Origin of the sequence: Pseudomonas oryziphila, from assembly GCF_003940825.1 — a bacterium.
In the GTDB taxonomy this organism is placed as follows: Bacteria; Pseudomonadota; Gammaproteobacteria; order Pseudomonadales; family Pseudomonadaceae; genus Aquipseudomonas; species Aquipseudomonas sichuanensis.
Map to the genome: position 1 here is coordinate 720,542 of NZ_CP034338.1, position 23,571 is coordinate 744,112.

Genomic DNA, 23,571 nt, shown 5'->3' on the forward strand with positions numbered 1-23,571 from the left:
GTCCGCTATTTCATCAGCCGGCCTTGTGCGGCGCGTTAGACTGCCTGCAGTACAGGCAGGGGTCATTGACTGAGAGGAACAACATGAGGTCATGCATCTGGCAGTTGGCAGGTGTTGGTTTGCTGGGCATCGGTATCAGCCTGGGCGCCTTGGCCCAAGGGCCGGGAGACGGCCCGCAGGACCCCAATGGCGGGCGTGGTTCGCCGCTCAACTCGCGTGACGAAGTGCGCCAGACCCAGCAGCCACGCCAAGGGTATTACCAGGACATCCCGCGCCGGCATGACGACAACCGTCACTGGCAGGCCGGTGGCCCCGGTCAGCGACCGGGCGGCGACTGGTCGGGGCGGCCGGACGGCCATGGCGATGGTTGGGGCCCCGGGCCGCAGTATCGCCCCGGGCATACCGTCGATCGCTTCCCGGACCGCTCCTGGCAAGTGCCCTACCGCGGCCAGGATTACTACTACTCCGGTGGTTACTGGTATCGCCCCCATGGCGGCGGCTATGTCGTGGTCAGGCCGCCTTACGGGGTGAGGGTCAGTTACTTGCCGCCCTATGCGCGCGAAGTATGGCTGGGCGGAGCACTGTTCTTCCTGGTGGCCGACACCTATTACCAGTACCAGGCCAGCAGCGCCGAGTACGTGGTGGTCAACCCGCCCACGGTGGCGCCAGCGCCGCAACCGGCAGGTGGTTACGATGTGATCGCCTATCCGCTGTATGGCCAGGGCCCGGAGCAGCAGGAACAGGACCGTTATCAGTGCCATCGCTGGGCCGTCAGCCAGAGTGGTTTTGACCCGGCAACCGCCAGCTATGCGCCGCCGCCGAACGTGGCAGACAGCTATCGACGGGCATTGGGCGCTTGCTTGAGCGGGCGGGGTTACAGCATCAACTGATGCCAAACTGTGGGAGCCGGCTTGCCGGCGATGCAGTTTTTGGGCACCGGCTTCGCCGGTGATCGCCGGCAAGCCGGCTCCCACAGGGTTATGCATTTCTTTAGACCAGCGCGGTCAAGGTGGGAGCTGGCTTGCCAGCGATGAGGCCTACACCGGATCTGCATGCACGATCACATCTGCCCGTGGATAACGCTCGCGGATCGCCTGGGAGGCCTGCACGCACAACCCATGGGCCTGATGCAGCGGCAGGTCACCCGGCAATTCCAGGTGCAGTTGCACGAACCAGTGGCTCCCCGACACCCGCGTGCGCAGGTCGTGCGCGCCCTTGACCCCAGGGATCGCCAGCACCGCTTCGAGCATGCGCTCGCCGATGTCGGCCGGCAGCTCCTGGTCCATCAGGATCGCCGTGCTCTCGCGGGCGATCTGCACCGCGCTCCACAGGATGTACAGGGCGATACCCAGGCCAAACAGCGCATCCAGCTGTGGCCAGCCCAGGCGCGCCAGCAGCAGGGCCAGCAGGATGCTGCCATTGAGCAGCAGGTCGGAGCGGTAGTGCAGTGAATCGGCGCGCACCGCGGTCGAGCCGGTGATACGGATCACCCTGCGCTGCAACGCCAGCAGCGCCAAGGTCAGCACCAGCGACAGCAGCATCACCGCGATACCTGCCCCGGTATCGCCCAGCGGCTGCGGCGACTGCAACCGCTGCACGGCCTGCACCCCGATCAATACCGCACTGACCCCGATGAACAGCGCCTGCGCCATGCCGGCCAGGGCTTCGGCCTTGCCGTGGCCAAAACGGTGGTCGTCGTCGGCCGGGCGCAACGCGTAGTGCACCGCGAGCAGGTTGAGGAATGAGGCGACGGCATCCAGCGCCGAGTCGGTAAGCCCGGCCAGCAGGCTCACCGAGCCGCTCAGCCACCAGGCCACGGCCTTGCTCAGCACCAGGATGCTGGCCACCGCCAGGGATGCGCGGGTGGCCAGGCGCAGCAGGCGTTGGTGTTCGCTGGTCACGGTCATGCGCCGGGGTTCGTCCTTGTGGGTTTCAGGCTGCCGGTACCAGGCCGAGGGCCGCCAGTTGCTCGACGCTGCCGCGCTGCTGGATCAGCCGTGGGTCGTTCAGCGGCAGGCGCTGGCCCAGTTCGCTTTCGAGAATAGCCTGCAGCTTGATCCTGTCGACCTGGCCGTCGGCATTGATGGCGGGCTTGAGCTTGGCCGGGTCGACCTGCGCGGAGTAGCCGCCGGGGTAGTAGATGGCGCCCGTGGCGAAGTCGATGCCGAAGGCGATCAGGCCGGGGATGATGTAGAACAGCAGGCCGACGGCATCCAGCGCGGCGATCATCGGGTCGATCTTGCCTTCGATCTGCCCGCGACGGTCAGGGAAGAAAACCGTGCCGCAGGCCGTCAGTTGGGTCAGCAGGGTGGCGACAAGGGCGCCACCGATGACGCGGGAAGCGATGCGCATGTGAATCTCCGGTAAAGGTAACCACGACAAAGGGCGCGGCAGCGGCCGGCGCCTGAAGCTTAAGACCATGATAGGGCAGGCCAGGTTCGCCGTTATACTCGGGCGATTGTTCGAGGACCACCATGATTTCATTACCGATCGATGCCGTACTGCCTGACCTGCGCCTGGCCCTGGGGGCCCGCGACGAAGCCGTGCTCGAGGCGCCGCCCGGCGCCGGCAAGACCACCCGCGTGCCCTTGGCCCTGCTCGACGAACCCTGGCTGGCCGGGCAGACCATCCTCATGCTCGAACCCCGCCGCCTGGCCGCCCGCGCCGCCGCCGAGCGGCTGGCCAGCGAGCTGGGCGAGAAGGTCGGGGAAACGGTGGGCTATCGCATCCGCCTGGACAGCAAGGTTGGCCCCAACACCCGCATCGAAGTGGTCACCGAAGGCATTCTCACCCGCCGCTTGCAGAGCGACCCGGCACTGGAGGGGGTGGGGCTGCTGATTTTCGACGAATTCCACGAGCGCAGCCTCGACGCCGACCTGGCCCTGGCGCTGAGCCTCAATGGCCGCGGCTTGCTGCGTGACGAACTGCCGCTGAAGATCCTGCTGATGTCGGCCACCCTGGAGGGCGAGCGCCTGTCGCGGCTGCTGGATGACGCCCCGGTAGTCAGCAGCCAGGGCCGTATGCACCCGGTGGACATTCGTTGGAGCCGGCCCTTCCAGCCAGGCGAGTTCGTCGAACCGCGGGTGGTCGACTGTGTGCTGCAGGCGCTCGCCGATGAAGGCGGCAGCCTGCTGGTGTTCCTCCCCGGGCAGGCTGAGATCCGCCGGGTGCACCAGGCCTTGCAGGAGGCCCTGGGCGAGCGCCCCGGCATCCTGCTCTGCCCGCTGCACGGCGAGCTCGACCTGAATGCCCAGCGCGCAGCCATCGAACCGGCGCCCCAAGGCCAGCGCAAGGTGGTGCTGGCCACCAACATCGCCGAGACCAGCCTGACCATCGACGGCGTGCGCGTGGTGATCGATGCAGGCCTTGCACGGGTGCCGCGCTTCGACCCCGGCAGCGGTATGACCCGCCTCGACACCCAGCGCATCTCCCGCGCCAGCGCCACCCAGCGGGCCGGCCGTGCCGGGCGCCTGGAGCCGGGCGTGTGCTACCGCCTGTGGTCCGAGGCGCAGCATGATCAACTGGCGGCCCATGGCAGCGCCGAGATCCTCCAGGCCGACCTGGCCGGTCTGGCCCTGCAACTGGCGCGCTGGGGCGTACCGCCCGAACAACTGAGCTGGCTCGACCAACCGCCCACTGCCGCCTTCGCCCAGGCCCAGGACCTGCTGGCACGGCTCGGTGCCTTCAAGCCCGGCCAACGCGGGCAGTTGAGCGCCCACGGCCAGGCCATGGCCGAGTTGCCGGCGCACCCGCGCATCGCCCACCTGCTGCTGCGCGGCCAGGACCTGGGGCTGGCCGACTTGGCCTGCGACGTCGCGGCCTTGCTGGGCGAGCGTGACATCCTGCGCGGCGGCGGCGCCGACCTGCATTCGCGGCTGAGCGTGCTCAGCGGTGAAAGCAGAACCTCACGCGGCGGCCAGGGCGGCGTGCAACGTGCCCGGCAACTGGCCCGGCAATACCGTGGGCAATTGCGTGGCAAACCCCGCAGCCCAGTGGCGGATCCCGAGCATCCGCGCTGGCTCGGTGCCCTGCTGGCGCTGGCCTACCCCGACCGTGTCGCCCAGCAGCGTCGCGAAGGCGGCGCCGAATACCGCCTGGCCAACGGCCGTGCGGCGCTGTTCGGCGAAGCCGATGCGTTGATGAAATGCCCCTGGCTGGTGATCGCCGACCTCGGCAGCCGCCAGGGCCAGCGCGAGGAGCGCATTTACCTGGCCGCCGAATTCGAGCGGGCACTGTTCGATGATGTGCTTGCCGAGCAGGTCGAACAGCTCGACCTGCTCGACTGGGACGAGCGCGAGCAGGTGCTGCGCGCCGAACGCCAGCGCAAGGTCGGTGAACTGGTGCTCAGCCGCGAGCCGCTGCCCGGCCTTGCCGATGATGCCCGCGCCAAGGCCTTGCTCGGCCTGGTGCGGCGCAAGGGCCTGAACCTGCTGACCTGGACCCCCGAACTGCGCCAGTGGCAGGCTCGGGTTGCACTGCTGCATCGACTCGACCTGGAGAAAGACGGCCAGAGCGAGTGGCCCGACCTGTGCGACGACGCGCTACTGGCCAGCCTGGAAGACTGGTTGCAACCCTACCTGGGCAAGGTCTCACGCCTGAGCCATTTCGCCGCGCTGGATCTGTCGTCGATCCTGCGCAACCTGCTGCCCTGGCCGTTGCCCCAGCGCCTGGATGAGCTGGCCCCGGCGCACCTGAGCGTGCCTTCGGGCTCGAACATCCGCCTGGACTACAGCGAACAGCCACCGATTCTTGCCGTGCGCTTGCAGGAGCTGTTCGGCCTGGCCGACACCCCACGCATCGCCGGTGGCCGCCTGCAGGTCAAGCTGCACCTGCTGTCACCGGCACGCCGGCCAGTGCAGGTCACCCAGGACCTGGCCAACTTCTGGCGCACCACCTATGCCGAGGTGAAGAAGGATTTGAAAGGGCGTTATCCCAAGCACTACTGGCCGGACAACCCGCTGGTGGCCGAGGCCACGGCGCGGGCCAAGCCCAGAGGCACCTGACGAGGCTGGGCAGGCTAACCGGCGGGTGCCAAGGATGTCCCGAGAGCATCCTTACAAGGCACGTACGATCAGGTACTCGCACAGCTCGCCGGTTTGCACGGTGAGGCCAGCGACATCTGCACCATTGCCCGGCAACGCCTTGACCTGATGACCCTGCTGATCCCGGAGCAGGCACATGACCCGGTCTTTTTGCCACTCGAGCGGTTGTACCTTCCAGTACTGTTGCGTACTTGCTCGTGGATAGAGGCCGAGTCGCCCGTTGCTGTCGATGTCCAGCTGCCGTGTGCTGTCTCTGGCCAGCGACAGCGTGAAGTGAAGGCGCTCGGGCCCCTTGGAATGAAAGCGGAAGAGGAAGGCTTCGGCCGGGTCGGTACCTCCAGTCTGCAGCCAGCCCGTATCACTGCGAACATCCACCCCGAAACTGAAATCGTGGCGTGTGGCTTGCAGGTGAATGGGCGACCAACGCTGGCCTTGCCGTAGGTAGATCTGGCCGATGAAGGAACGGCCATCGGCCCAGGCGTTTGTGGTTTGGGGCATGCTCAAGCTGAGTTCTCCTGAATGTGCGCTGCGCCAGGCGAAGTTCGGGCCGGCGCGACGCACATTAGGCAGCAGGTGGGCAAAGGGGGGCAGCTTGAGCGGTTTCCTGGTCGTGTGGTGGTTCCTCGTGCTTGATGATCAGGCACGGACCAAACTCAGGCCGCCGCTTCGCTCTCCAGCAGCATGAACAGGCGGTACAGCACCACGGTGCTGAACAGCTGCAGGAAGCCGCTGAGGCTATCCAGGGCCAGTTGCACGCCTGGCTGGGGCTCGGGGAATACCGTCAGCAGCAAGCCATCGATCAGCCACAGCGGCGCCAGCACCGACAGCATGCACACCATGATGCGCATGAAGTGCCCGGTGGTCATGCGCGCGCTGGTGCGCATCGACTCGACCACTGGCAGGCCGCGCAGCACCAGCAGGTATTCGGCGAACACCAGGTTCACCATGATCCATACGCCCGGGAAGATGAACAGCATCAGGCCCGCCATGATCAGCAGCGAGCTGATCAGGATCAGCAGCGCCAGCGCCGGCCACAGCTGCAAGGCGCGGGCGAACAGGTTGCGCTTGGCGATCGCGTCGCCGTTGCTGCGGGTGTCGAGGTAAAGGATCAGTGCCGCGCTGTACAGCGGGTAGAACAGCAGGCTGACCAACATGCCGTAGGCCGGCGAAGCCTGCTCGCCAAGCTCGCGGTAGAGCAATTGGCTGCACAGTGCCTCGAGCACCACCAACGGCAGGCACAACTGAAGGATGCTCACCAGGTGGCGGCGGAAGAAGTACAGGGAGTCGCGCAGAACGCTCAGCGGATTCATCGGTCAACATCGCATGGCAGAAAAAGCAGGGCGTAACTTTAGCCCAGACCGCTCGCTTGCTGAAAAAAGTTTCATGGCCCGGGCGATTGAATCGCCCGGCCGGGCCCCCCATCTTTGAGCCTGTCCGCTGTCCAGTTCAGCCCATGAGGTCGCTTGATGAACACTGAAGAACAAACCCTGATCGACGGCCTGTTCGGCCGCCTCAAGCAAGCCGAGGACCCGGCCCAGCCGCGCGATGCCCAGGCCCAGGCGTGCATCGAGCAGCATCTGCGCCAGCAGCCAGCGGCGCCGTACTACATGGCCCAGGCGATCCTGGTGCAGGAGGCTGCGATCAAGCGCCTGGACGAGCAGAACAAGCAGCTCGAGGCCGAGCTCAAGCAGGCCCGTGCCCAGGTTGAAGCGACCCGTTCCAGCGCCGGTAATGGTGGCGGTGGTTTCCTGTCCAGCATCTTTGGTGGCGGTGCCGGTGCCCGCAGCCCAGAACCACAGCGCTCGGTTGCGCCGCCGCCGTCCGCTGCCGGTGGCTGGCGCGAGCCTGCCCCGCAAGCCTACGCCCCTCCTCAACCACAGCAGGGCTTCGGCGCGGCGCCTGCGCCGGCACGCAGTGGCGCCAGCAGCTTCCTTGGCGGGGCGATGCAGACGGCCGCCGGGGTGGCCGGCGGCGTGCTGCTGGCCCAGGGCATCAGCAGCCTGTTCAATCATCACTCGCAGCCTGAAGAGGTGGTCGAGGTGATCAAGGAAGAACCCGCGCCGGCCAGCGACACAGGCGGCTGGAACGACCAGGGTGGCCAGCAGCAGGTGGCCGACAACGGTGGCTGGGGCAGTGACCAGGGTGGTTTTGCCGATACCGACTACGGCAGTGATGATGGCGGCTTCTTCTCGGACGACGACTACGTCTGAGGGCTCTGGCATACTCGCTGGCACTCGGGGGCGCGTTGCGCCCCTTTCGCGGGCAAGCCCGCTCCCACAGAAGGCCGCGCATAACCTGTGGGAGCGGGCTTGCCCGCGAAAGGGCTCTGCAACAGCCTCCTTCACGGATTCAGCGAGGTCACCACGCGTGAAGAGAATCGCCCTGTTCGCCGACGTGCAGAACCTCTACTACACGGTTCGCCAGGGCCACGGCTGCCATTTCAACTATGCCGCGCTGTGGGCCGAGGTCAGCCGCGAAGGGGAGATTGTCGAAGCAGTGGCCTACGCCATCGACCGCGGCGACAGCAAGCAGCAACAGTTCCAGCAGATCCTGCGCAAACTCGGTTTCGAGGTGCGCCTCAAACCCTACATCCAGCGCGCCGATGGCTCGGCCAAGGGCGACTGGGACGTGGGCATCACCCTCGATGTGATCGAGGCGGCGGCGCGGGTCGATCAGGTGGTGCTGGCCTCCGGTGATGGGGATTTCGACTTGTTGCTGGAGCGGGCGATGCAGCGCCACGGCGTCGAAACCGTGGTCTATGGCGTGTCAGGGCTGACGGCGTTGTCGGTGATCCGCGCGGCCAGCCGCTACGTGCCGATCGAGGGCAAGCTGCTGCTGCGTCGTTGAAGGCCAATCGCGGGGCAAGTCGCATCGGCGCACCGCCGCTCCCACACTGATCGCGGCAAGTTTTTAAATTGTGAACAAAACAGTTGCTCCCATAGTAATCGTGGGAGCGGGCTTGCCCCGCGATTGGCTATTTCATCCCTTCCTGCCATTGCCCTCCAGATGCCCCAGCGGCACCCGCCGCTCCACCGCACTCGACAGAATGATCGAGGTCTTGCTGAAGCCCAGCTGAGACACCCGGTTGATCAGCGCCTCCAATTCACCCATCGAAGCCACCGCCGCCTGCATGATCACGCAAGGGTCGCCGGTGACCCGGTGGCACTCGGTCAATTCAGGGATGTTCGCCAGCACGTCATAGGCCTGCTGGTTGCCATGGCTGGCCAGGCGCAGCTCCATCACGCACTGGATCGGCAGGCCGATCTTTTCCAGGTCGACCTTGGCCGTGTAGCCACTGATCACCCCGCTGGCCTCGAGCTTGGCGACCCGCTCGGCCACCGCCGGGGCCGACAGGTTGACCTGGCGCGCCAGCTGCGCGTAAGTGGCCCGGCCGTCTTCCAGCAGGGCGGCGAGGAGCATGCGGTCGTATTTGTCCATGGCGATTCCTGGTGGCTTTGCAATCGATGGTCAAGGCTGTGCATAACCATGCTTTGCAAAGTGTTTCGGTGATTTAAACGTGTTTTGTAACTTAAGTTTGCCCGTGGCCCTTTCTAAACTAAGCCACCCGTAAACGGATTTCGAGCCCCCTGCCATGACTGCCTCCCGTCGCTTCCCCTTGCTGCTTGTCGGCGCCTTTCTTGCCCTGTACCTGGTCTGGGGCTCGACCTACCTGTTCATCCGCATCGGCGTGGAGTCCTGGCCACCGCTGATGATGGCGGGTGTGCGCTTCGTGATTGCCGGCAGCCTGCTGTATGGCTTTTTGCGTTGGCGCGGGGCGCCGGCTCCCACCTGGGCGCAATGGCGCGCGGCCGGGGCGATCGGTTTTTTGCTGCTCAGCTGCGGCAACGGTGGCGTGACCCTGGCCGAGCACGCCGGGGTAGCCTCGGGCGTGGCTGCCTTGGCGGTGGCGACCGTGCCGCTGTTCACCCTGGTGTTCGGCCTGCTGTTCGGCCACCGCAATTCGCGCCTGGAATGGGCGGGCATCGCCCTCGGCCTGGTGGGCATCGGCATGCTCAACATGGGTTCGAACCTGCAGGCCAGCCCCATGGGCGCCGCGCTGATCCTGTTTGCCGCGGCGGCCTGGGCCTTCGGCTCGGTGTGGAGCAAGCAACTGCCGCTGCCCCAGGGCGCCATGGCCAGCGCCGCGGAAATGCTGGTTGGTGGTGCTGCGCTGCTGATCGGCAGCGCTCTGAGCGGTGAGCGCCTGACCCAGATGCCCACCGCCGCCGGTTGGGGCGCGCTGGCCTACCTAGTGCTGTTCGGCTCGATCCTAGCCTTCAGCGCCTACATGTACCTGCTCAAGCACGTGCGCCCGGCGGCGGCCACCAGCTATGCCTACGTCAACCCGGCAGTGGCGGTGTTGCTGGGGATCGTCTTTGCCGGCGAGCAGATCGGCGCCGAGGAGTGCCTGGCGATGGCGGTGATCATCGGCGCGGTGGTGCTGATCGGCCTGCCGCAGTGGCGCAAGGCGCCTGCGGCGGTGAGCTGACGTCAGCGACGAGATGTCGTGTCCGTGGGAGCGGGCTTGCCCCGCGATACCGGCGTAGCCGGTGCCATCCAATCGCGGGGCAAGCCCGCTCCCACGAATGCCCGCTCCCACGAAACCCCACTCCCCCTACAGCCCATTGCGTTAAACTTGCCGCCTTCGCTGAACCCCCTGACGGTATTGCCATGAATTTCGCCCAACTCGGCCTGATCGAACCGCTGCTGCGCACCTTGCAGACGCTGGACTACAGCACACCCACCCCGGTCCAGGCCAAGGCCATCCCCGCCGTGCTTGCCGGCCGCGACCTGATGGCCGCCGCCCAGACCGGCACCGGCAAGACCGCAGGCTTTGCCCTGCCGGTGCTGCAGCGCCTGGCCCTGGAAGGCGAGAAGGTCGCCAGCAACTCGATCCGCGCGCTGGTGCTGGTGCCCACCCGCGAACTGGCCGAGCAGGTCCACGCCAACGTGCGCGAATATGCCGAGAACCTGCCGCTGTCCACCTACGCGGTATACGGCGGGGTCAGCATCAACCCGCAGATGATGCGCCTGCGCCGTGGCGTCGACCTGCTGGTGGCCACCCCCGGCCGGTTGCTCGACCTGTTCCGCCAGAACGCGATCAAGTTCGGCCAGGTGCAGACCCTGGTACTCGACGAAGCCGACCGCATGCTCGACCTGGGCTTTGCCGAAGAGCTGCGCTCGGTGTACGCCGCGCTGCCGCGCAAGCGCCAGACCCTGCTGTTCTCGGCCACCTTCTCCGAGCAGATCCGCCTGCTCGCCGGCCTTGCGTTGAACGACCCGCTGAGCATCGAAGTCAGCCCGCGCAACGCCGCCGCCACCACCGTCAAGCAATGGCTGGTGCCGGTGGACAAGAAGCGCAAGGCCGACCTGTTCTGTCACCTGCTGCGCAAGCAGCGCTGGTCCCAGGTGCTGGTGTTCGCCAAGACCCGCAACGGCGTGGACCAGCTGGTCGAGCGCCTGCTCGCCGAAGGCGTCAACGCCGATGGCATCCACGGCGATCGCCCGCAGGCCACCCGCCAGCGCGCGCTGGACAGCTTCAAGGCCCGTGAGGTCCAGGTGCTGGTGGCCACCGATGTCGCCGCGCGCGGCCTGGACATCGACGACCTGCCGCTGGTGGTCAACCTCGACCTGCCGATCGTGGCCGAAGACTACGTGCACCGCATCGGGCGCACCGGCCGTGCTGGTAACAAGGGTGAGGCGATCTCGCTGGTGTGCGCTGACGAAGTGCAGATGCTCGCGTCGATCGAGACCTTGATTCGCCAGCAGTTGCCACGCCATGAAGAGCCGGATTTCATCCCTGATCACCGGGTGCCGATGATCGATGCCAGTGGCCAGGTGGTGAAGAAACCGAAGAAGCCTAAAAAGCCGAAAGAGAACAGCGCCAAGCGCGGGCTGGGGCGTTGGATGGACAGCGACGAGGGCGGGGCCGCGGCGCCATCGGTCAAGGCGGTGCGCAAGGTGCCGAGCTTTAACGGTGGGCCGCGCAAGCGTAAGCCATAAGCTGGCACGAGCCCTGTGGGAGCGGGTTCACCCGCGAAGAATCCAACGCTGTGTATGGCACGGGCTTCGCCCGTGTTCGCGGGTAAACCCGCTCCCACAGGGGGCGGGTCAGCTTTGGAGTTTCAGCCAGTCTGCTGCTGCCTTACCCGCCCGCAATCCGCTGGCAAAGCACGCCGTCAGCAGATACCCCCCGGTCGGCGCCTCCCAGTCCAGCATCTCGCCGGCGCAGAACACCCCGGGCATGGCCCGCAGCATCAACCCCTCATCCAGCGCCTCGAAGCGCACCCCACCAGCACTGCTGATCGCCTCATCCAGCGGCCGCGTGCGCACCAGCGTGATTGGCAGCGCCTTGATGGCTGCCGCCAGGCGCTCGGGGTCGGCAAAGGCCGCCTGATCGGTCAGCTCACGCAGCAGCGCCGCCTTCACCCCCTCGATCCCCAACTGGCTGTGCAGGTGCTTGGCCATCGAGCGCGAGCCACGGGGCTTGGCCAGGGCCTGGGCGATCTTGTCCACAGGCCGGTCCGGCAGCAGGTCGAGCAGCAAGGTGCCACGCCCGTCGCGGTTGATCGCTTCGCGCACCGCCGCCGACCAGGCATACACCAGGCTGCCTTCAACGCCTTGCGCGGTGAGGATGAACTCACCTTTGCGCGGCACCGCGCCGGGCACGCTCAGGGCAATGTTCTTCAGCGGCGCGCCGGCGAACTTGCTTCGCAGCAGTTCGCTCCAGCCCGCCACCTCGAAGCCGCAGTTGCTCGCCTGCAGCGGCGAGATATCCACAGCCCGTTCGCCGAGCAGCGGCACCCAGGCGCCGTCCGAACCCAGGCGTGCCCAGCTGCCGCCGCCGAGGGCGAGCACCACGGCGTCGGCCTGGAGCTGCAATTCCCCCTGTGGATAAGCGATCCGCAAGGCACCTTCGGCCGTCCAGCCCAGCCAGCGGTGGCGCGTGTGGATAACTACCCCGGCCTCGCGCAGGCGCTTGAGCCAGGCGCGCAGCAGTGGCGCGGCCTTCATGTCGCGGGGGAACACCCGGCCCGAGGTGCCGATGAAGGTTTCGATGCCCAGCCCGTGAATCCACTGGCGCAGGGCCTCGGCGTCGAAGTGGCGCAGCAGGCCGTCGAGCTCGCCCTGGCGCTCGGCGTAGCGCCCGACGAAGGCGGGGTAGGGCTCGGAATGGGTGATGTTCATGCCGCCAACCCCGGCCAGCAGGAACTTGCGGCCCACCGAAGGCATGGCATCGAACACCTGCACCGCCGCCCCGCGCCGGGCCAGTGCCTCGGCGGCCATCAGGCCGGCGGGGCCGCCACCGATCACGGCGACAAGGGGAGGGGAGGCAGGGCGAGGATCGTTCATGGTCGGCAGCAGGCTGTGGAAAAGAGCGCGCATTCTACCCCAGCCAGGCATCTGCAAGTACTGTTCAAAAAATGATCAGTATCTTGCAGGCCAGGCAGACAAAGGGCTGGAGGTGCTTTCCCGCAGGTTATCCACAGCCGGTTCCACAGTCATTGTGAACAACCATGGCGCCTACCGCGTAGCGCTGATCAAAAAACGATCAAGACTTTGCAGGCCACGCAGGCAAAGGGCTGTAGGCGCTTTCCAGCAGGTTATCCACAAGCGGTTCCACAGTCATTGTGAACAACCCATGACACGCGCCGCGCTGTGGTGGAGGATGCCGTGGCGCCGGGCCAGGGCTTCGCGATCCTTGCTGTAGCCGCCGCCGATCACCCCGACCACCGGGATATCGCGGCCCAGGCACTGGCGCAACACATGTTCGTCGCGGGCGGCCAGGCCTTGGTCGGTCAGTTGCAGGTAACCCAGGGCGTCGTCCTTGTGCACATCGACACCGGCGTCGTACAGCACCAGGTCTGGCTGGTACAGCGGCAGCAGGTAGTTGAGCGCGTCCTCGACCACCTTCAGGTACGCGCTGTCGTTCATGCCGCGGGGCAGGGGAATGTCCCAGTCGCTTTTGGCCTTGCGGGCGGGGAAGTTCTGCTCGCAGTGCAGCGACACGGTGATCGCCTCGGGGGTGTCGTGCAGGATGCGCGCGGTGCCGTCGCCCTGGTGCACGTCGCAGTCGAAGATCAGCACCCGGTGCACGCGGCCGGCTTCCAGCAGGTAGCGGCTGATCACCGCCAGGTCGTTGAAGATGCAGAACCCGGCCGGGTGGTCGTAGTGGGCATGGTGGGTGCCGCCGGCCAGGTGGCAGGCGATGCCGTGCTGCAGGGCCAGTTCGGCCGTGAGCAGCGAGCCACCCACCGCGCGCACCGTGCGCCGCGCCAGCGCCTCGCTCCAGGGCAGGCCCAGGCGGCGCTGGTCCTCGCGGGACAGTTCACCGTTCATGTAGCGCTCGATGTAGTCGCGGTCGTGGGCCAGGGCGAGGATGTCGTTGGGGCAGATCTCGGGGCGCAGCAGCGCCGCGTCGGTGGTCAGCCCGCTGTCGACCAGGTGGTCGCGCAGCAGGCGGAACTTGTCCATCGGGAAGCGATGGTCCGGCGGGAATTCAGGGCTGTAGTCGTCGTGGTAGATCAGCGGCAGGGGCATGGCGGTTTCGTGAGGTGGGCCTGTGCCGATCTTGCCAGTTTTGTATTGGCAATGTGGGCCCAATCGCCGGCAAGCCGGCTCCCACAAGCATCAGTGCAGCCCTGTGGGAGCCGGCTTGCCGGCGATTGGGCCTGAAAATTCAATGCATCACTTACCGGAGGACGCCAACACCCGCTGCCAGTCCGGCTCGTTCATGCGCCCGAGGATCCTGGCCTTGCCCTCGCCGTTCACCGACACGAACAGCGCACTGGCATACCCGCTCTCGCGCTCCCCTCCCGCGACGCGTTGCTGGCGGGCGAAGTGGTCGATGCAGCCATTGTGGGTGACCAGCACCAGGTTGTGGCCGCTGCGCTTGCGTGCCAGAGCTTCGTCGGCGAACTGCTTGTCACAGGTTTCCAGCCAGTCCTGGGTGGCAGCGTCCTGGCCCAGCAGGAAGTGCGAAGTCTGCCGGGTGCGCAGCTTCGGGCTGCTGTACACGTCCGCCCCGGCCAGGCCCAGTTGCCGCAGGCCCTGGCCCACCCGGCCAGCCGCTTCGCTGCCGGCAACGGTGATACCGGTGGGGTCGTCCAGGCATGGCCCGGGGGCGCTGTCGCAGCGTTCGGCATGGCGGATCATCACCAGCACCGCGCCATCTTTCCATTGCTGCAACAGGCCGCTTTCGCTCAGCTGTTGCTCGTTGCCAAGGTCCACGATGTGCGTCCTCGTCGCCAGCCAGGTACCTACGCCGGCCACGGCCATCAACAGGCCGATGGCGGCACTGATCAGCTTGCGCGAACGTCGGCGCTTGAGGCGGGCCGCAAGGGCAGGGTCGTGCAAGGTCGTGCTGGAAAGCATGTGTCACTCCGATGGCAGTGCGGCGTCGACTGTGGCCGCTGTAATGCCAGGCATTGTGCGAAGCGGCCTGTCGGAGGCCGGTGAAGTGGATGTGAAAAAAACATCCGGCAGCGGCGGCCTGGATGAAACTTCATTCGGCGGCCTACGCTGTAAACTGCCAGACCGCGATTCCGGAGCCCCCCGATGCCCCCCATCCTCGAACTGGAAAGCGCCCGCCTGGTGTTGCGCCAATGGCAGGACGACGACCTGCGTGAGTTCGCCGCGCTGTGCGCCGACCCCCAGGTGATGCGCTATTTCCCGGCACCGATGACCCGCCTGGAGGCCGCCGCGCTGATCGGCCGGGTGCGTGGCCATTTCAATGAATTCGGCTTTGGCCTGTGGGCGCTGGAGCGCAAGGACAGCGGCGCCTTCATCGGCATGACCGGGCTGCTCAACGTCAATTTCGAGGCCCCGTTCGGCCCGGCGGTGGAGATCGGCTGGCGCCTGGCTCGGCGCCACTGGGGCCTGGGGTTCGCCAGCGAGGCGGCCTGGACCTGCCTGCGCTGTGCTTTCGCCCAATTGCACCTGGAGGAGGTGGTGTCGTTCACTACCGAGGGCAATCTGCCGTCGCAGAAAGTCATGCAGGCCATCGGCATGCAGCAGGACCTGGACGGCAGCTTCGAACACCCCCGTCTGCCCGCTGGCCACCCGCTGCGCCCCCACGTGCTGTACCGCATCGACCGGGCCCGATGGCAGGACACCCTGCGTGGCTGACGGGGATGCCCCTCGACGGGGCCGCCGACAAACCCTGTATCATTTGCCGGTATAACCGCGCCGTAATGCCTTGCCAGGAGAACCTTCCATGAGTCACGTACTGGACGACCTTGTCGACCTGTTGAGCCTAGAGTCCATCGAGGAGAACCTGTTCCGTGGCCGCAGCCAGGACCTGGGCTTCCGCCAGCTGTACGGCGGCCAGGTGCTCGGCCAGTCGCTGTCGGCGGCCAGCCAGACGGTCGAGGACGCCCGCCACGTGCATTCGCTGCACGGCTATTTCCTGCGCCCCGGTGACGCCAGCATGCCGGTGGTCTACTCGGTGGACCGCGTGCGTGACGGCGGCAGCTTCAGCACCCGGCGGGTGACGGCGATCCAGAAGGGCCAGCCGATCTTCACCTGCAGCGCGTCGTTCCAGTACGACGAAGAAGGCTTTGAACACCAGGTGCAGATGCCCGACGTGGTCGGCCCGGAGAACCTGCCCAGCGAAGTCGAACTGGCCAGCGCCATGGCCGACCAGTTGCCTGAGCGCATTCGCGACAAGGTGCTGTGCGCCAAGCCGATCGAAATCCGCCCGGTCACCGAGCGCGACCCGTTCAACCCCAAGCCGGGCGACCCGGTCAAGTACGCCTGGTTCCGCGCCGACGGCAACCTGGCGGACACCCCCGCGCTGCACAAGTACCTGCTGGCCTACGCCTCGGACTTCGGCCTGCTGACCACCGCGTTGCTGCCCCATGGCAAGTCGGTGTGGCAGAAGGACATGCAGATCGCCAGCCTCGACCACTCGCTGTGGTTCCACCGCAACCTGCGCGCCGACGAGTGGCTGCTGTACGCCACCGACAGCCCCTGGGCCGGCAATGCCCGTGGCTTCTGCCGTGGCAGCATCTTCAACCGCGCCGGGCAATTGGTGGCCTCGTCGACCCAGGAAGGCCTGATCCGTCACCGCAAGGACTGGGCATGAGCCTCGGCGATATCCGCCACTGGGTGTTCGACATGGACGGCACCCTGACCGTCGCGGTGCATGACTTTGCGGCCATTCGCGAGGCGCTCGACATCCCGGCCGAGCACGACATCCTCACCCACCTGGCCGCACTGCCGGCTACGGAGGCGCAGGCCAAGCATGCCTGGTTGCTGGAGCATGAGCGCGACCTGGCGATTGCCTCGCAAGCCTCTGAAGGCGCGGTGGAGCTGGTGCGCGAACTGGCTGGGCGCGGTTGCCGCCTGGCGATCCTGACCCGCAACGCCCGCGAGCTGGCCCATGTCACCCTGGAAGCCATCGGCCTGGCCGACTGCTTCCCGATCGAGCATGTGCTTGGCCGTGACGAGGCGACGCCCAAGCCCGACCCGGACGGGTTGTTGCAGATTGCCCGGGCATGGGCGGTGGCACCGGGCGAGATGGTGATGGTCGGCGACTATCGCTTTGACCTGGATTGCGGGCGAGCCGCCGGGACCAGGACCGTGCTGGTCAACCTGCCGGACAACCCCTGGCCGGAGCTGGCCGACTGGCATGCGGCGGATTGCCGGGCGCTGAGGGCGTTGCTGGGCTGACACCGCACCGCCCTCATCGCCGGCAAGCCGGCTCCCACAGGTGCAGCGGAGCGCGGTCATTGTGGGAGCCGGCTTGCCGGCGATAGGGCCACATTGGCCTGAAGATCTGTCTAAGCTGCTCTGCACCTTTCCCCTCGATGGAGACCCCTCGAATGAGCAGCAAGGCGATCTACGTCCTCCCCGGCGGCGGCTACGACAAGGTCCAGGTCGGCACCTGCGAGGCCGCCGCGCCCAGCGCCGGCGAAATCACCGTGCGCCTGCACGCCAGTTCCCTCAACTACCACGACTTCGCCGTGGTCAGCGGCATGTGGGGCCCGAGCGAGCGGCGCATCCCCATGGCCGATGGCGCCGGCGAGGTGACCGCGGTCGGTGCCGGGGTCACTGAGTTCAAGGTCGGCGATGCGGTGGTCAGCACCTTCTTCCCCGACTGGCTCGCCGGCCAGGCCCAGGTCGAAGGCTTCGCCAGCGTGCCCGGTGACGGCATCGACGGCTATGCCCGCGAGCAGGTGACCGCCCGCGCCACGTCCTTCACCCACGCCCCCAAAGGCTACAGCCACGCCGAGGCGGCCACCCTGACCACCGCCGGCCTCACCGCCTGGCGCGCGCTGATGAGCGACGACCACCTCAAGCCCGGCGATACCGTGCTGGTGCAGGGCACCGGCGGCGTTTCGATCTTCGCCCTGCAGTTCGCCAAGCTGGCCGGCGCCACGGTGATCGCCACCTCGTCCAGCGATGCCAAGCTCGAGCGGCTCAAGGCGCTGGGTGCTGACCACCTGATCAATTACAAGACCACCCCGGCGTGGGGCGAGCAGGTGCGCAAGCTCACCGACAACCGTGGTGTCGATCATGTGATCGAGGTGGGCGGCCCGGCCACGCTCGAGCAATCGATGATTGCCGCGCGTATTGGTGGCCATGTGTCGTTGATCGGCATTCTCACTGGCGTGGCCGGGCAGTTGCCGCTGGTTCAGGCGCTGGTGCGGCAGATTCGCCTGCAAGGGGTGCTGGTGGGCTGCCGCGAGCAGCAGCAGGCGATGGTTCGCGCTATCGATGCCAATGGCTTGCGGCCGGTTGTGGATAAGCACTTTGAGCTGGAGCAGATCGTCGAGGCGTTCAGGTATCAGGAGAGCAACAAGCATTTTGGGAAGATTTGCTTGAGTTGGTGAGCTGCAGGTCAGGGCTTTTGAGGCGGGGGCCATGTAGGTGTTCGTCATGTGATCGCATTTGGGCGAACAGGTGCAAGGCGATGGATTTGCAGCGCCCTTGAGATCGAGCGCCGCCCGCGCGGCGCATCGCTGGCAAGCCAGCTCCCACATTTGTTTCGGGCCAATTATGCCTGTGAGGGTACCGCTGCCCGCCTTGGTGCATGTCTCAAGTCAGGCGAGGCGCCAGTGGTGCCCACCTCAATACCGCGTCGTGCCAACAAGGCGTACAGCGATGAAACAACAGGAGTAACTGGCCCGAAACAGATGTGGGAGCTGGCTTGCCAGCGATGCGCCGCGCGGGCGGCGCTCGATCTCACAGGCGCTGCAGTCCTGTCGACAAACACCAGCACCCCATCACCGCCCCCAACCCTTCATGCCCCACACACCCGAGGCAAATCCACAGTAACCAGCAACCCACCCCCCAGCCGCGCCCCCAGCGTCAGCGAACCCCCATGGGCATTGGCGATACCGGCAGCAATGCTCAGCCCCAGGCCATGCCCGCCACCACTGCGCGACGGGTCAACCTGATAAAACGGCTCCAGCACCTGGCCCAGGTGCTCGCTGTCGATACCCGGCCCACGGTCACCCACCTGGATACGCAAGCGTTCCGGGCTATCGTGCACCTCGATATCCACAGGCCCCGGCGCATGCCGGTGGGCGTTGTCCAGCAGGTTCTGCAGGCAGCGGCGCAGGCCGCTGGCATAGGCGTTGAGCGGGCGGGCCTGGCCGTGCAGGCACAGTTCGCCACCGAGGTCTTCGAAGTCGGCCTGCAGGGCGCGCAGCAGCGCGTCGATATCCACAGGCTCGCGGGCATTTTCCAGCTCGCCGCTGCGCAGGAAGTCCAGGCTGGCGGCCACCATGTCCTCCATCTGCTGCAGGTCAGCGCGAAAGCGCTGGCGCAAGTTCTCCTGCCCCAGCAGTTCGGTGCGCAGGCGCAGGCGGGTGATTGGCGTACGCAGGTCGTGGGACACGGCGGCAAAGAAACGGGTGCGCTCGGCGATGCTGTCGATCAGCCGTTGCTGCATGGCGTTGAACGCCTGGGCCGCCTGGCGCACTTCCTGGGGGCCGTCGAGGTTCAGCGGCGGGCGGTGGATGTCCTGGCCCAGGGCTTCGGCGGCGGCGGCCATCTGCCTGAGCGGGCGCAGGGCGATACGCACCGCGATCAAGGCCAGCAGCACCACTACCACGGTGCGCAGCAAGTAGATGCGGAACAGGAAATCGAACACCAGCGAGCCGATCGAGGCGCTGCGCCAACCTTGGTCTTCGGTGCTTTGCAGGTACAGCACCTGGCCGTCGGGCAGGGTCAGCTCGACAACGCTGCGCACACTGGCCGGCGCCCCGCGCATCAGCAGGCCGGCGCCACCGGGCTGGTTGTCGGGGGCGAGCAGTTGCAGGTGCAGCAGGCGCAGGGGCGCCGGCGCGCCGGTGCGTTCGCTGAGCAGCCGGCGCAGCAGGGCGTCCTGCTCGGGCGGCGCCGGTGCGAACCCGGTCGGCGCTGCGGGCAATTGCTGCCAGCGCGACGATGCCATGCCTTCGAGCAACGCCGGCAACTGCGCCGGCCGCTCGCGGGCCACCTGCAACAGGTCGGCCAGGCGCCCGGCGAGCAGGCGCAGGGGGATCTCCAGCACCTGGGTCTGGCGCACTTCGTACCAGATGCTGCTGGTGAGCAGCTGCGAGGCGAGCATGCCACCGACCAGGATCAGCACCAGGCGGCCATGCAGCGAACGTGGCCAGCCGCGCTTCATTCGCTGGCCACGTCATTGGCCGTTAGCATGTAGCCCTCGTTGCGCACGGTGCGGATCAGCGCCGGGTTGCGCGGGTGGTCACCCAGGTGCTGGCGCAGGCGGCTGACGCACACATCGATGCTGCGGTCGAAGGGTTCGCGTTCGCGGTCGAACACATGGTTGAGCAAAAAATCCCGGCTCAGGGCGCGGTTGGGGTGCTGCAGGAACAGCCGCAGCAAGCGGTAGTCGGAGCTGCCCAGGCTGACCACCAGGCCAGCAGGCGAGCGCAGCTGGCGGGTGGCGGTGTCCAGGCGCCAGCCGGCGAAGCGCAGCTGGCTGGCTTCGTCCACACGGGCGCGCTCGGGGAAGCTCTGGGTACGGCGCAGCACCACCTTGATCCGCGCCAGCAGCTCGCGCGGGTCGAACGGCTTGGCCAGGTAGTCGTCGGCGCCCATCTCCAGGCCGACGATGCGGTCCACCAGGGTGCCGCGGGCGGTCAGCATGATCACCGGGATATTGCTCTGCACCCGCAGCTCGCGGCACAGAGTCAGGCCGTCTTCGCCGGGCAGCATCAGGTCCAGCACCACCAGGTCGACCAGGCGCTCGGCCAGGCAGCGGCGCATGTCGCGGCCATGGGCCGCCACCGACGTGCGCAGGCCGGCTTCTTCCAGGTAGAGGGACAGCAGCTGGCGGATCTCGGGGTCGTCATCGACGATCAGGATGTGGTCGGGCTTGGACATGGGCGGGCCTGTAGGTTGGAAGCGCAGGGCACCTTACACCGCGCTTGCTTCAGCGAATGTAACGGAATGTTTTGGGCGACCGAAGGCCTGCCGGGCCGTACATTTGCGCACACAAGATGGCGTGGGGCCGTCTTTAGAATTGCGCCACTCAAATGCGACTGATTTTCTTTAAGGACTTCACATGCCCCACGCATCCTCCCCGCGCCTCCCGGCGACCCTGGCGCCGGCCTTCGGCCTGATGCTGGGCGCCTGCGCCTTGCCAGCCCTGGCCGATACGCTCGACCTGCCCGCCACCCGGGTGGACGGCAAGCAGGACCGCTACAAGGTCGACACGGTGACCTCGAGCAAGATCACCACGCCCTTGCTGGATGCGCCGCAGAGCATCAGCGTGGTGCCGCGGGCGGTGCTGGAGGAGCAGAACGCGCAGAGCCTGCAGGAAGTGTTGCGCAATGTGCCGGGCATCACCTTCATGTCGGGTGAGGGCAACCTGGGTTGGGGCGACCTGTTCTCCATTCGCGGTTTCGCCGCCGAACAGAGCATGACCGTCGATGGCGTGCGCGACGCCGGCATGGCCAGCCGCAACGACACCTTCAACCTGGAGCAGGCCGAAGTCTACAAGGGCACCGGCTCCGTGGAGTCGGGCGTGTCGGCCGTGGGCGGCAGCGTCAACCTGGTCAGCAAGCGCGCGCACCTGGGCGATGCCGGCAAGCTCTCGGCGGGCATCGGCACAGACAACTACAAGCGCCTGACCGCCGACGTCAACCGCCAGCTCAATGACACCAGCGCCGTGCGCGTCAACCTGATGAAGCACTACAACGCGGTGGCCGAGCGCGACGAGGTGGACTACGACCGCTGGGGCCTGGCCACCTCGTTCGGTTTCGGCCTGGGCACCGACACCCGGCTGTGGCTCGACGCGTTCTACCAGAAAGACCGCAACACCCCCGATGGCGGCGTACCGATCCAGCGCGGCACCGATGGCAAGCGCATGCCGGGCGTCGACCGCGACGCCTGGTACGGCGATTCGAGCCTGTATACCCAACGCAGCGAAACCCGCTCGCTGACCGGCCTGTTCGAGCACGACTTCAGCGACGACCTGACCCTGCGCAACCAACTGCGCTGGCAGCAGACCGACAACTGGGCGGTGCTGTCGCCGGCCCGTTTCGTCGCCGCCAACGCCGATGGCAGCCGCACCTGCACCGGCACCCGCTGCGCCAGCCTGGGCTATGTCGGGCTGGGGCCGCGCAGCTCGATCAACGGCATCAGCGCCTATACCGACTACGCCAACAGTGCCAGTGGCTACGGCTACCTGCGCGGCAGCGACTTCGGCCTGTCCAAGCGCTACGAGATCGTCGACAACCAGACCGACCTGCGCTTCAACCTCGACACCGGTGGCATTCACCACGAGGCCGTGACGGGTGTCGAGCTGTACCGCGAAACCTACGGCGGCCTGCACAAGAGCATGAAGGTGCCGGACGGCTCGATGTTCTTCAACCTGTCCGACCCGGCCCACAGCTTTGCCTCGACCCGCACCGACAAGGGCTACGGCGACCCGCGCAGCGTCGTGAAGGACGCGGCCCTGTACGCCTCCGACACCCTCACCCTGGACCCGCAATGGCAACTGCTGCTGGCCCTGCGGTACGACCACTGGCAGGTCGACAGCGAGCGCTCCACCGGCAGCAGCAGTAGCCGCGACGATGCCTTTGGCGGGCGTGCGGGGGTGGTCTACAAGCCGCTGCCCAATGGCAGCATCTACCTGTCCTACAGCCAGGCCGCGCAGCCGTCGGCGGTGGGGGCCAGCACCAACAACCAGATCTACGGCGCGGCCAGCACCGAGGCCTACAAACCGGCGGTGTCGAAAACCTACGAGCTGGGCACCAAGTGGGAACTGCTCGACGAGCGCCTGAACCTGACTGCCGCGCTGTTCCGCACCGAGCTCGAAGACAGCTGGGAATACAGCGAAGGCGAGACCTCGCCGGTGCGTGCGCTGCCGGCCAAGCGGGTCGATGGCCTCGAGCTGGGCCTGCAGGGGCAGCTCAGCCAGCGCTGGTCGGCCTATGCCGGTTTCGCCGCGATGAAGAGCCGCCAGACCAAGGGCGCCAACAAGGGCGAGGAAGCCAAGAACGTCCCCGACCTGACCGCCAACCTGTGGACCACCTACGACCTCACCGACCAGCTCAGCGTGAGCTACGGGGCCGACTACGTGGGGCGGCGCCGCTACAGCGACAACAAGTACGTCGGTGGGCTGAACAACAACAGCAGCTACGCCAATGGGCCGAGCGGGGTCTACACGGTCTACACCCGCGACCATGAGAAGGCGCCGTCCTACTGGTTGCACAGCCTGGCGGCGCGCTACAAGGTCGACCGCCAGACCACGCTCAACCTGAACGTGTCGAACCTGTTCAACACCTTCTACTACAGCCGCGTCGGCGCCTCGCTCGACGGCTTCCAGCTGTACGGCGTGCCGGGGGCCGGGCGCACCCTGACCGCCAGCGTGGATTACAGCTTCTGATGCTGGTGCAGATCGAAAACCTGTTCAGCGCCGACGAACTGCGCGAACTGCGCCAGCAATTGCTGGCGCAGCCCTGGGTCGATGGCAAGGCCACGGCCGGCGTGCAGTCGGCCCAGGCCAAGCACAACCGCCAGCTGGACGAGGACGACCCGGTCGCCCGCCAGTTGGGCGGGCTGATCCTGCAGCGGCTGTCGGACAACCCGCTGTTCATGTCCGCCGCCCTGCCCAAGCGCATCTACCCGCCGCTGTTCAATCGCTACGCGGCGGGCGAGGGGTTCGGCTTTCACATCGACAACGCCATCCGCGGCATCAAGGGCGTGCGCGAGCGGGTGCGTACCGACCTGTCGGCGACCTTGTTCCTGGCTGAACCGGACAGCTACGACGGCGGTGAACTGGTGATCCGCGACACCTTCGGCGAGCGCCAGGTCAAGCTGCCGGCCGGGCACCTGGTGCTGTATCCGGGCAGCAGTGTGCACCGGGTAGCGCCTGTGACCCGGGGCGAGCGCCTGGCGGCGTTTTTCTGGATCGAAAGCCTGGTGCGCGAGGACAGCCAGCGCAGCCTGCTGCTGGACATGGACGTGGCGATCCAGCGCCTGACGGCACAACAGGCCGACGCCGGTTCGTTGCTGGAACTGACCGGCGTGTACCACAACCTGCTCCGTCGCTGGGGCGACACCTGAC

General features: G+C 66.9%; 22 protein-coding genes. 12 read left to right on the top strand and 10 right to left on the bottom strand.

The window, feature by feature from the left end; all coding sequences use genetic code 11:
- The first annotated feature begins 83 nt into the window (after nucleotides 1-83).
- Nucleotides 84-890, top strand: a complete 807-nt coding sequence (locus tag EJA05_RS03470) for a DUF6515 family protein (RefSeq protein WP_125857321.1) — start codon at nucleotides 84-86, stop codon at nucleotides 888-890.
- Nucleotides 891-1,037: 147 nt separating this feature from the next.
- Here EJA05_RS03470 and EJA05_RS03475 read toward each other — a convergent pair whose 3' ends face one another.
- Nucleotides 1,038-1,907, bottom strand: a complete 870-nt coding sequence (locus tag EJA05_RS03475; protein ID WP_125857322.1) for a cation diffusion facilitator family transporter — start codon at nucleotides 1,905-1,907, stop codon at nucleotides 1,038-1,040.
- 25 nt (nucleotides 1,908-1,932) lie between these two features.
- Nucleotides 1,933-2,352, bottom strand: coding sequence for a polyribonucleotide nucleotidyltransferase (locus EJA05_RS03480; RefSeq protein ID WP_125462495.1), 420 nt, complete (start codon nucleotides 2,350-2,352; stop codon nucleotides 1,933-1,935).
- 122 nt (nucleotides 2,353-2,474) lie between these two features.
- Between EJA05_RS03480 and hrpB the strand changes: the two genes are divergently transcribed.
- Complete coding sequence (gene hrpB, locus EJA05_RS03485) at nucleotides 2,475-5,003, top strand: ATP-dependent helicase HrpB (RefSeq protein WP_125857323.1); 2,529 nt, start codon at nucleotides 2,475-2,477, stop codon at nucleotides 5,001-5,003.
- Nucleotides 5,004-5,054: 51 nt separating this feature from the next.
- Here the strand turns inward: hrpB and EJA05_RS03490 are convergent, their stop codons facing one another.
- A complete protein-coding gene (locus EJA05_RS03490; RefSeq protein ID WP_125857324.1) occupies nucleotides 5,055-5,546 on the bottom strand; it encodes a hypothetical protein in 492 nt (163 codons plus the stop codon).
- A 149-nt stretch (nucleotides 5,547-5,695) separates the two neighbouring features.
- The gene (locus EJA05_RS03495) at nucleotides 5,696-6,352 is read right to left on the bottom strand and encodes a YciC family protein (RefSeq protein ID WP_125857325.1); all 657 of its coding nucleotides are present in this window, start codon (nucleotides 6,350-6,352) and stop codon (nucleotides 5,696-5,698) included.
- Nucleotides 6,353-6,508: 156 nt separating this feature from the next.
- Here EJA05_RS03495 and EJA05_RS03500 point away from each other — a divergent pair, with 156 nt between their 5' ends.
- A complete protein-coding gene (locus EJA05_RS03500) occupies nucleotides 6,509-7,252 on the top strand; it encodes a DUF2076 domain-containing protein (RefSeq protein ID WP_125462498.1) in 744 nt (247 codons plus the stop codon).
- A gap of 157 nt (nucleotides 7,253-7,409) precedes the next feature.
- Nucleotides 7,410-7,889, top strand: a complete 480-nt coding sequence (locus EJA05_RS03505; RefSeq protein WP_125857326.1) for an NYN domain-containing protein — start codon at nucleotides 7,410-7,412, stop codon at nucleotides 7,887-7,889.
- A 132-nt stretch (nucleotides 7,890-8,021) separates the two neighbouring features.
- On the opposite strand, the gene EJA05_RS03510 is transcribed toward EJA05_RS03505, so the two are convergent.
- Nucleotides 8,022-8,480, bottom strand: a complete 459-nt coding sequence (locus tag EJA05_RS03510) for an Lrp/AsnC family transcriptional regulator (protein ID WP_125857327.1) — start codon at nucleotides 8,478-8,480, stop codon at nucleotides 8,022-8,024.
- Between the two features lie 154 nt (nucleotides 8,481-8,634).
- On the opposite strand from EJA05_RS03510, the gene yedA reads away from it, so the two are divergent.
- Together yedA and EJA05_RS03520 are read left to right on the top strand one after the other, a co-directional pair.
- Nucleotides 8,635-9,531 carry a drug/metabolite exporter YedA gene (gene yedA / locus EJA05_RS03515; protein ID WP_125857328.1) on the top strand — a complete coding sequence of 299 codons (897 nt, stop codon included), beginning with the start codon at nucleotides 8,635-8,637 and terminating at the stop codon, nucleotides 9,529-9,531.
- Nucleotides 9,532-9,713: 182 nt separating this feature from the next.
- On the top strand, nucleotides 9,714-11,045 hold the full coding sequence (locus EJA05_RS03520) for a DEAD/DEAH box helicase (RefSeq protein ID WP_125462502.1): 1,332 nt from the start codon (nucleotides 9,714-9,716) through the stop codon (nucleotides 11,043-11,045).
- 108 nt (nucleotides 11,046-11,153) lie between these two features.
- Here EJA05_RS03520 and EJA05_RS03530 read toward each other — a convergent pair whose 3' ends face one another.
- The 3 genes from EJA05_RS03530 to pmrG all read right to left on the bottom strand — a co-directional run bounded on the left by EJA05_RS03530 (nucleotide 11,154) and on the right by pmrG (nucleotide 14,417).
- Entirely contained in the window at nucleotides 11,154-12,395 is a 1,242-nt protein-coding gene (locus tag EJA05_RS03530; RefSeq protein WP_125861239.1) for a TIGR03862 family flavoprotein, read from the bottom strand.
- Between the two features lie 273 nt (nucleotides 12,396-12,668).
- On the bottom strand, nucleotides 12,669-13,583 hold the full coding sequence (locus EJA05_RS03535; RefSeq protein ID WP_125857329.1) for a histone deacetylase family protein: 915 nt from the start codon (nucleotides 13,581-13,583) through the stop codon (nucleotides 12,669-12,671).
- Nucleotides 13,584-13,730: 147 nt separating this feature from the next.
- Nucleotides 13,731-14,417, bottom strand: coding sequence for a lipopolysaccharide core heptose(II)-phosphate phosphatase PmrG (gene pmrG / locus EJA05_RS03540; RefSeq protein WP_125857330.1), 687 nt, complete (start codon nucleotides 14,415-14,417; stop codon nucleotides 13,731-13,733).
- A gap of 183 nt (nucleotides 14,418-14,600) precedes the next feature.
- Between pmrG and EJA05_RS03545 the strand changes: the two genes are divergently transcribed.
- The 4 genes from EJA05_RS03545 (at nucleotide 14,601) to EJA05_RS03560 (ending at nucleotide 17,878) form a co-directional block, all read left to right on the top strand.
- The gene (locus EJA05_RS03545) at nucleotides 14,601-15,170 is read left to right on the top strand and encodes a GNAT family N-acetyltransferase (protein ID WP_125857331.1); all 570 of its coding nucleotides are present in this window, start codon (nucleotides 14,601-14,603) and stop codon (nucleotides 15,168-15,170) included.
- Nucleotides 15,171-15,258: 88 nt separating this feature from the next.
- A complete protein-coding gene (gene tesB / locus EJA05_RS03550) occupies nucleotides 15,259-16,128 on the top strand; it encodes an acyl-CoA thioesterase II (RefSeq protein WP_125857332.1) in 870 nt (289 codons plus the stop codon).
- The gene (locus tag EJA05_RS03555) at nucleotides 16,125-16,715 is read left to right on the top strand and encodes an HAD family hydrolase (RefSeq protein ID WP_125857333.1); all 591 of its coding nucleotides are present in this window, start codon (nucleotides 16,125-16,127) and stop codon (nucleotides 16,713-16,715) included. The genes tesB and EJA05_RS03555 overlap by 4 nt, the downstream gene beginning before the upstream one ends.
- 152 nt (nucleotides 16,716-16,867) lie before the next feature.
- A complete protein-coding gene (locus EJA05_RS03560) occupies nucleotides 16,868-17,878 on the top strand; it encodes a zinc-dependent alcohol dehydrogenase family protein (RefSeq protein ID WP_125857334.1) in 1,011 nt (336 codons plus the stop codon).
- A 410-nt stretch (nucleotides 17,879-18,288) separates the two neighbouring features.
- On the opposite strand, the gene EJA05_RS03570 is transcribed toward EJA05_RS03560, so the two are convergent.
- Together EJA05_RS03570 and EJA05_RS03575 are read right to left on the bottom strand one after the other, a co-directional pair.
- Nucleotides 18,289-19,662: an ATP-binding protein gene (locus tag EJA05_RS03570; RefSeq protein ID WP_125857335.1), complete on the bottom strand. Its 1,374-nt coding sequence runs from the start codon at nucleotides 19,660-19,662 to the stop codon at nucleotides 18,289-18,291.
- Nucleotides 19,659-20,381, bottom strand: a complete 723-nt coding sequence (locus EJA05_RS03575; protein WP_125857336.1) for a response regulator — start codon at nucleotides 20,379-20,381, stop codon at nucleotides 19,659-19,661. Before EJA05_RS03575 ends, EJA05_RS03570 begins: the two co-directional genes overlap by 4 nt.
- Nucleotides 20,382-20,562: 181 nt before the next feature.
- Here EJA05_RS03575 and EJA05_RS03580 point away from each other — a divergent pair, with 181 nt between their 5' ends.
- The gene (locus EJA05_RS03580) at nucleotides 20,563-22,890 is read left to right on the top strand and encodes a TonB-dependent receptor (RefSeq protein ID WP_125857337.1); all 2,328 of its coding nucleotides are present in this window, start codon (nucleotides 20,563-20,565) and stop codon (nucleotides 22,888-22,890) included.
- Nucleotides 22,890-23,570, top strand: a complete 681-nt coding sequence (locus EJA05_RS03585) for a Fe2+-dependent dioxygenase (protein ID WP_125462512.1) — start codon at nucleotides 22,890-22,892, stop codon at nucleotides 23,568-23,570. The genes EJA05_RS03580 and EJA05_RS03585 overlap by 1 nt, the downstream gene beginning before the upstream one ends.
- Nucleotide 23,571: the final 1 nt, after the last annotated feature.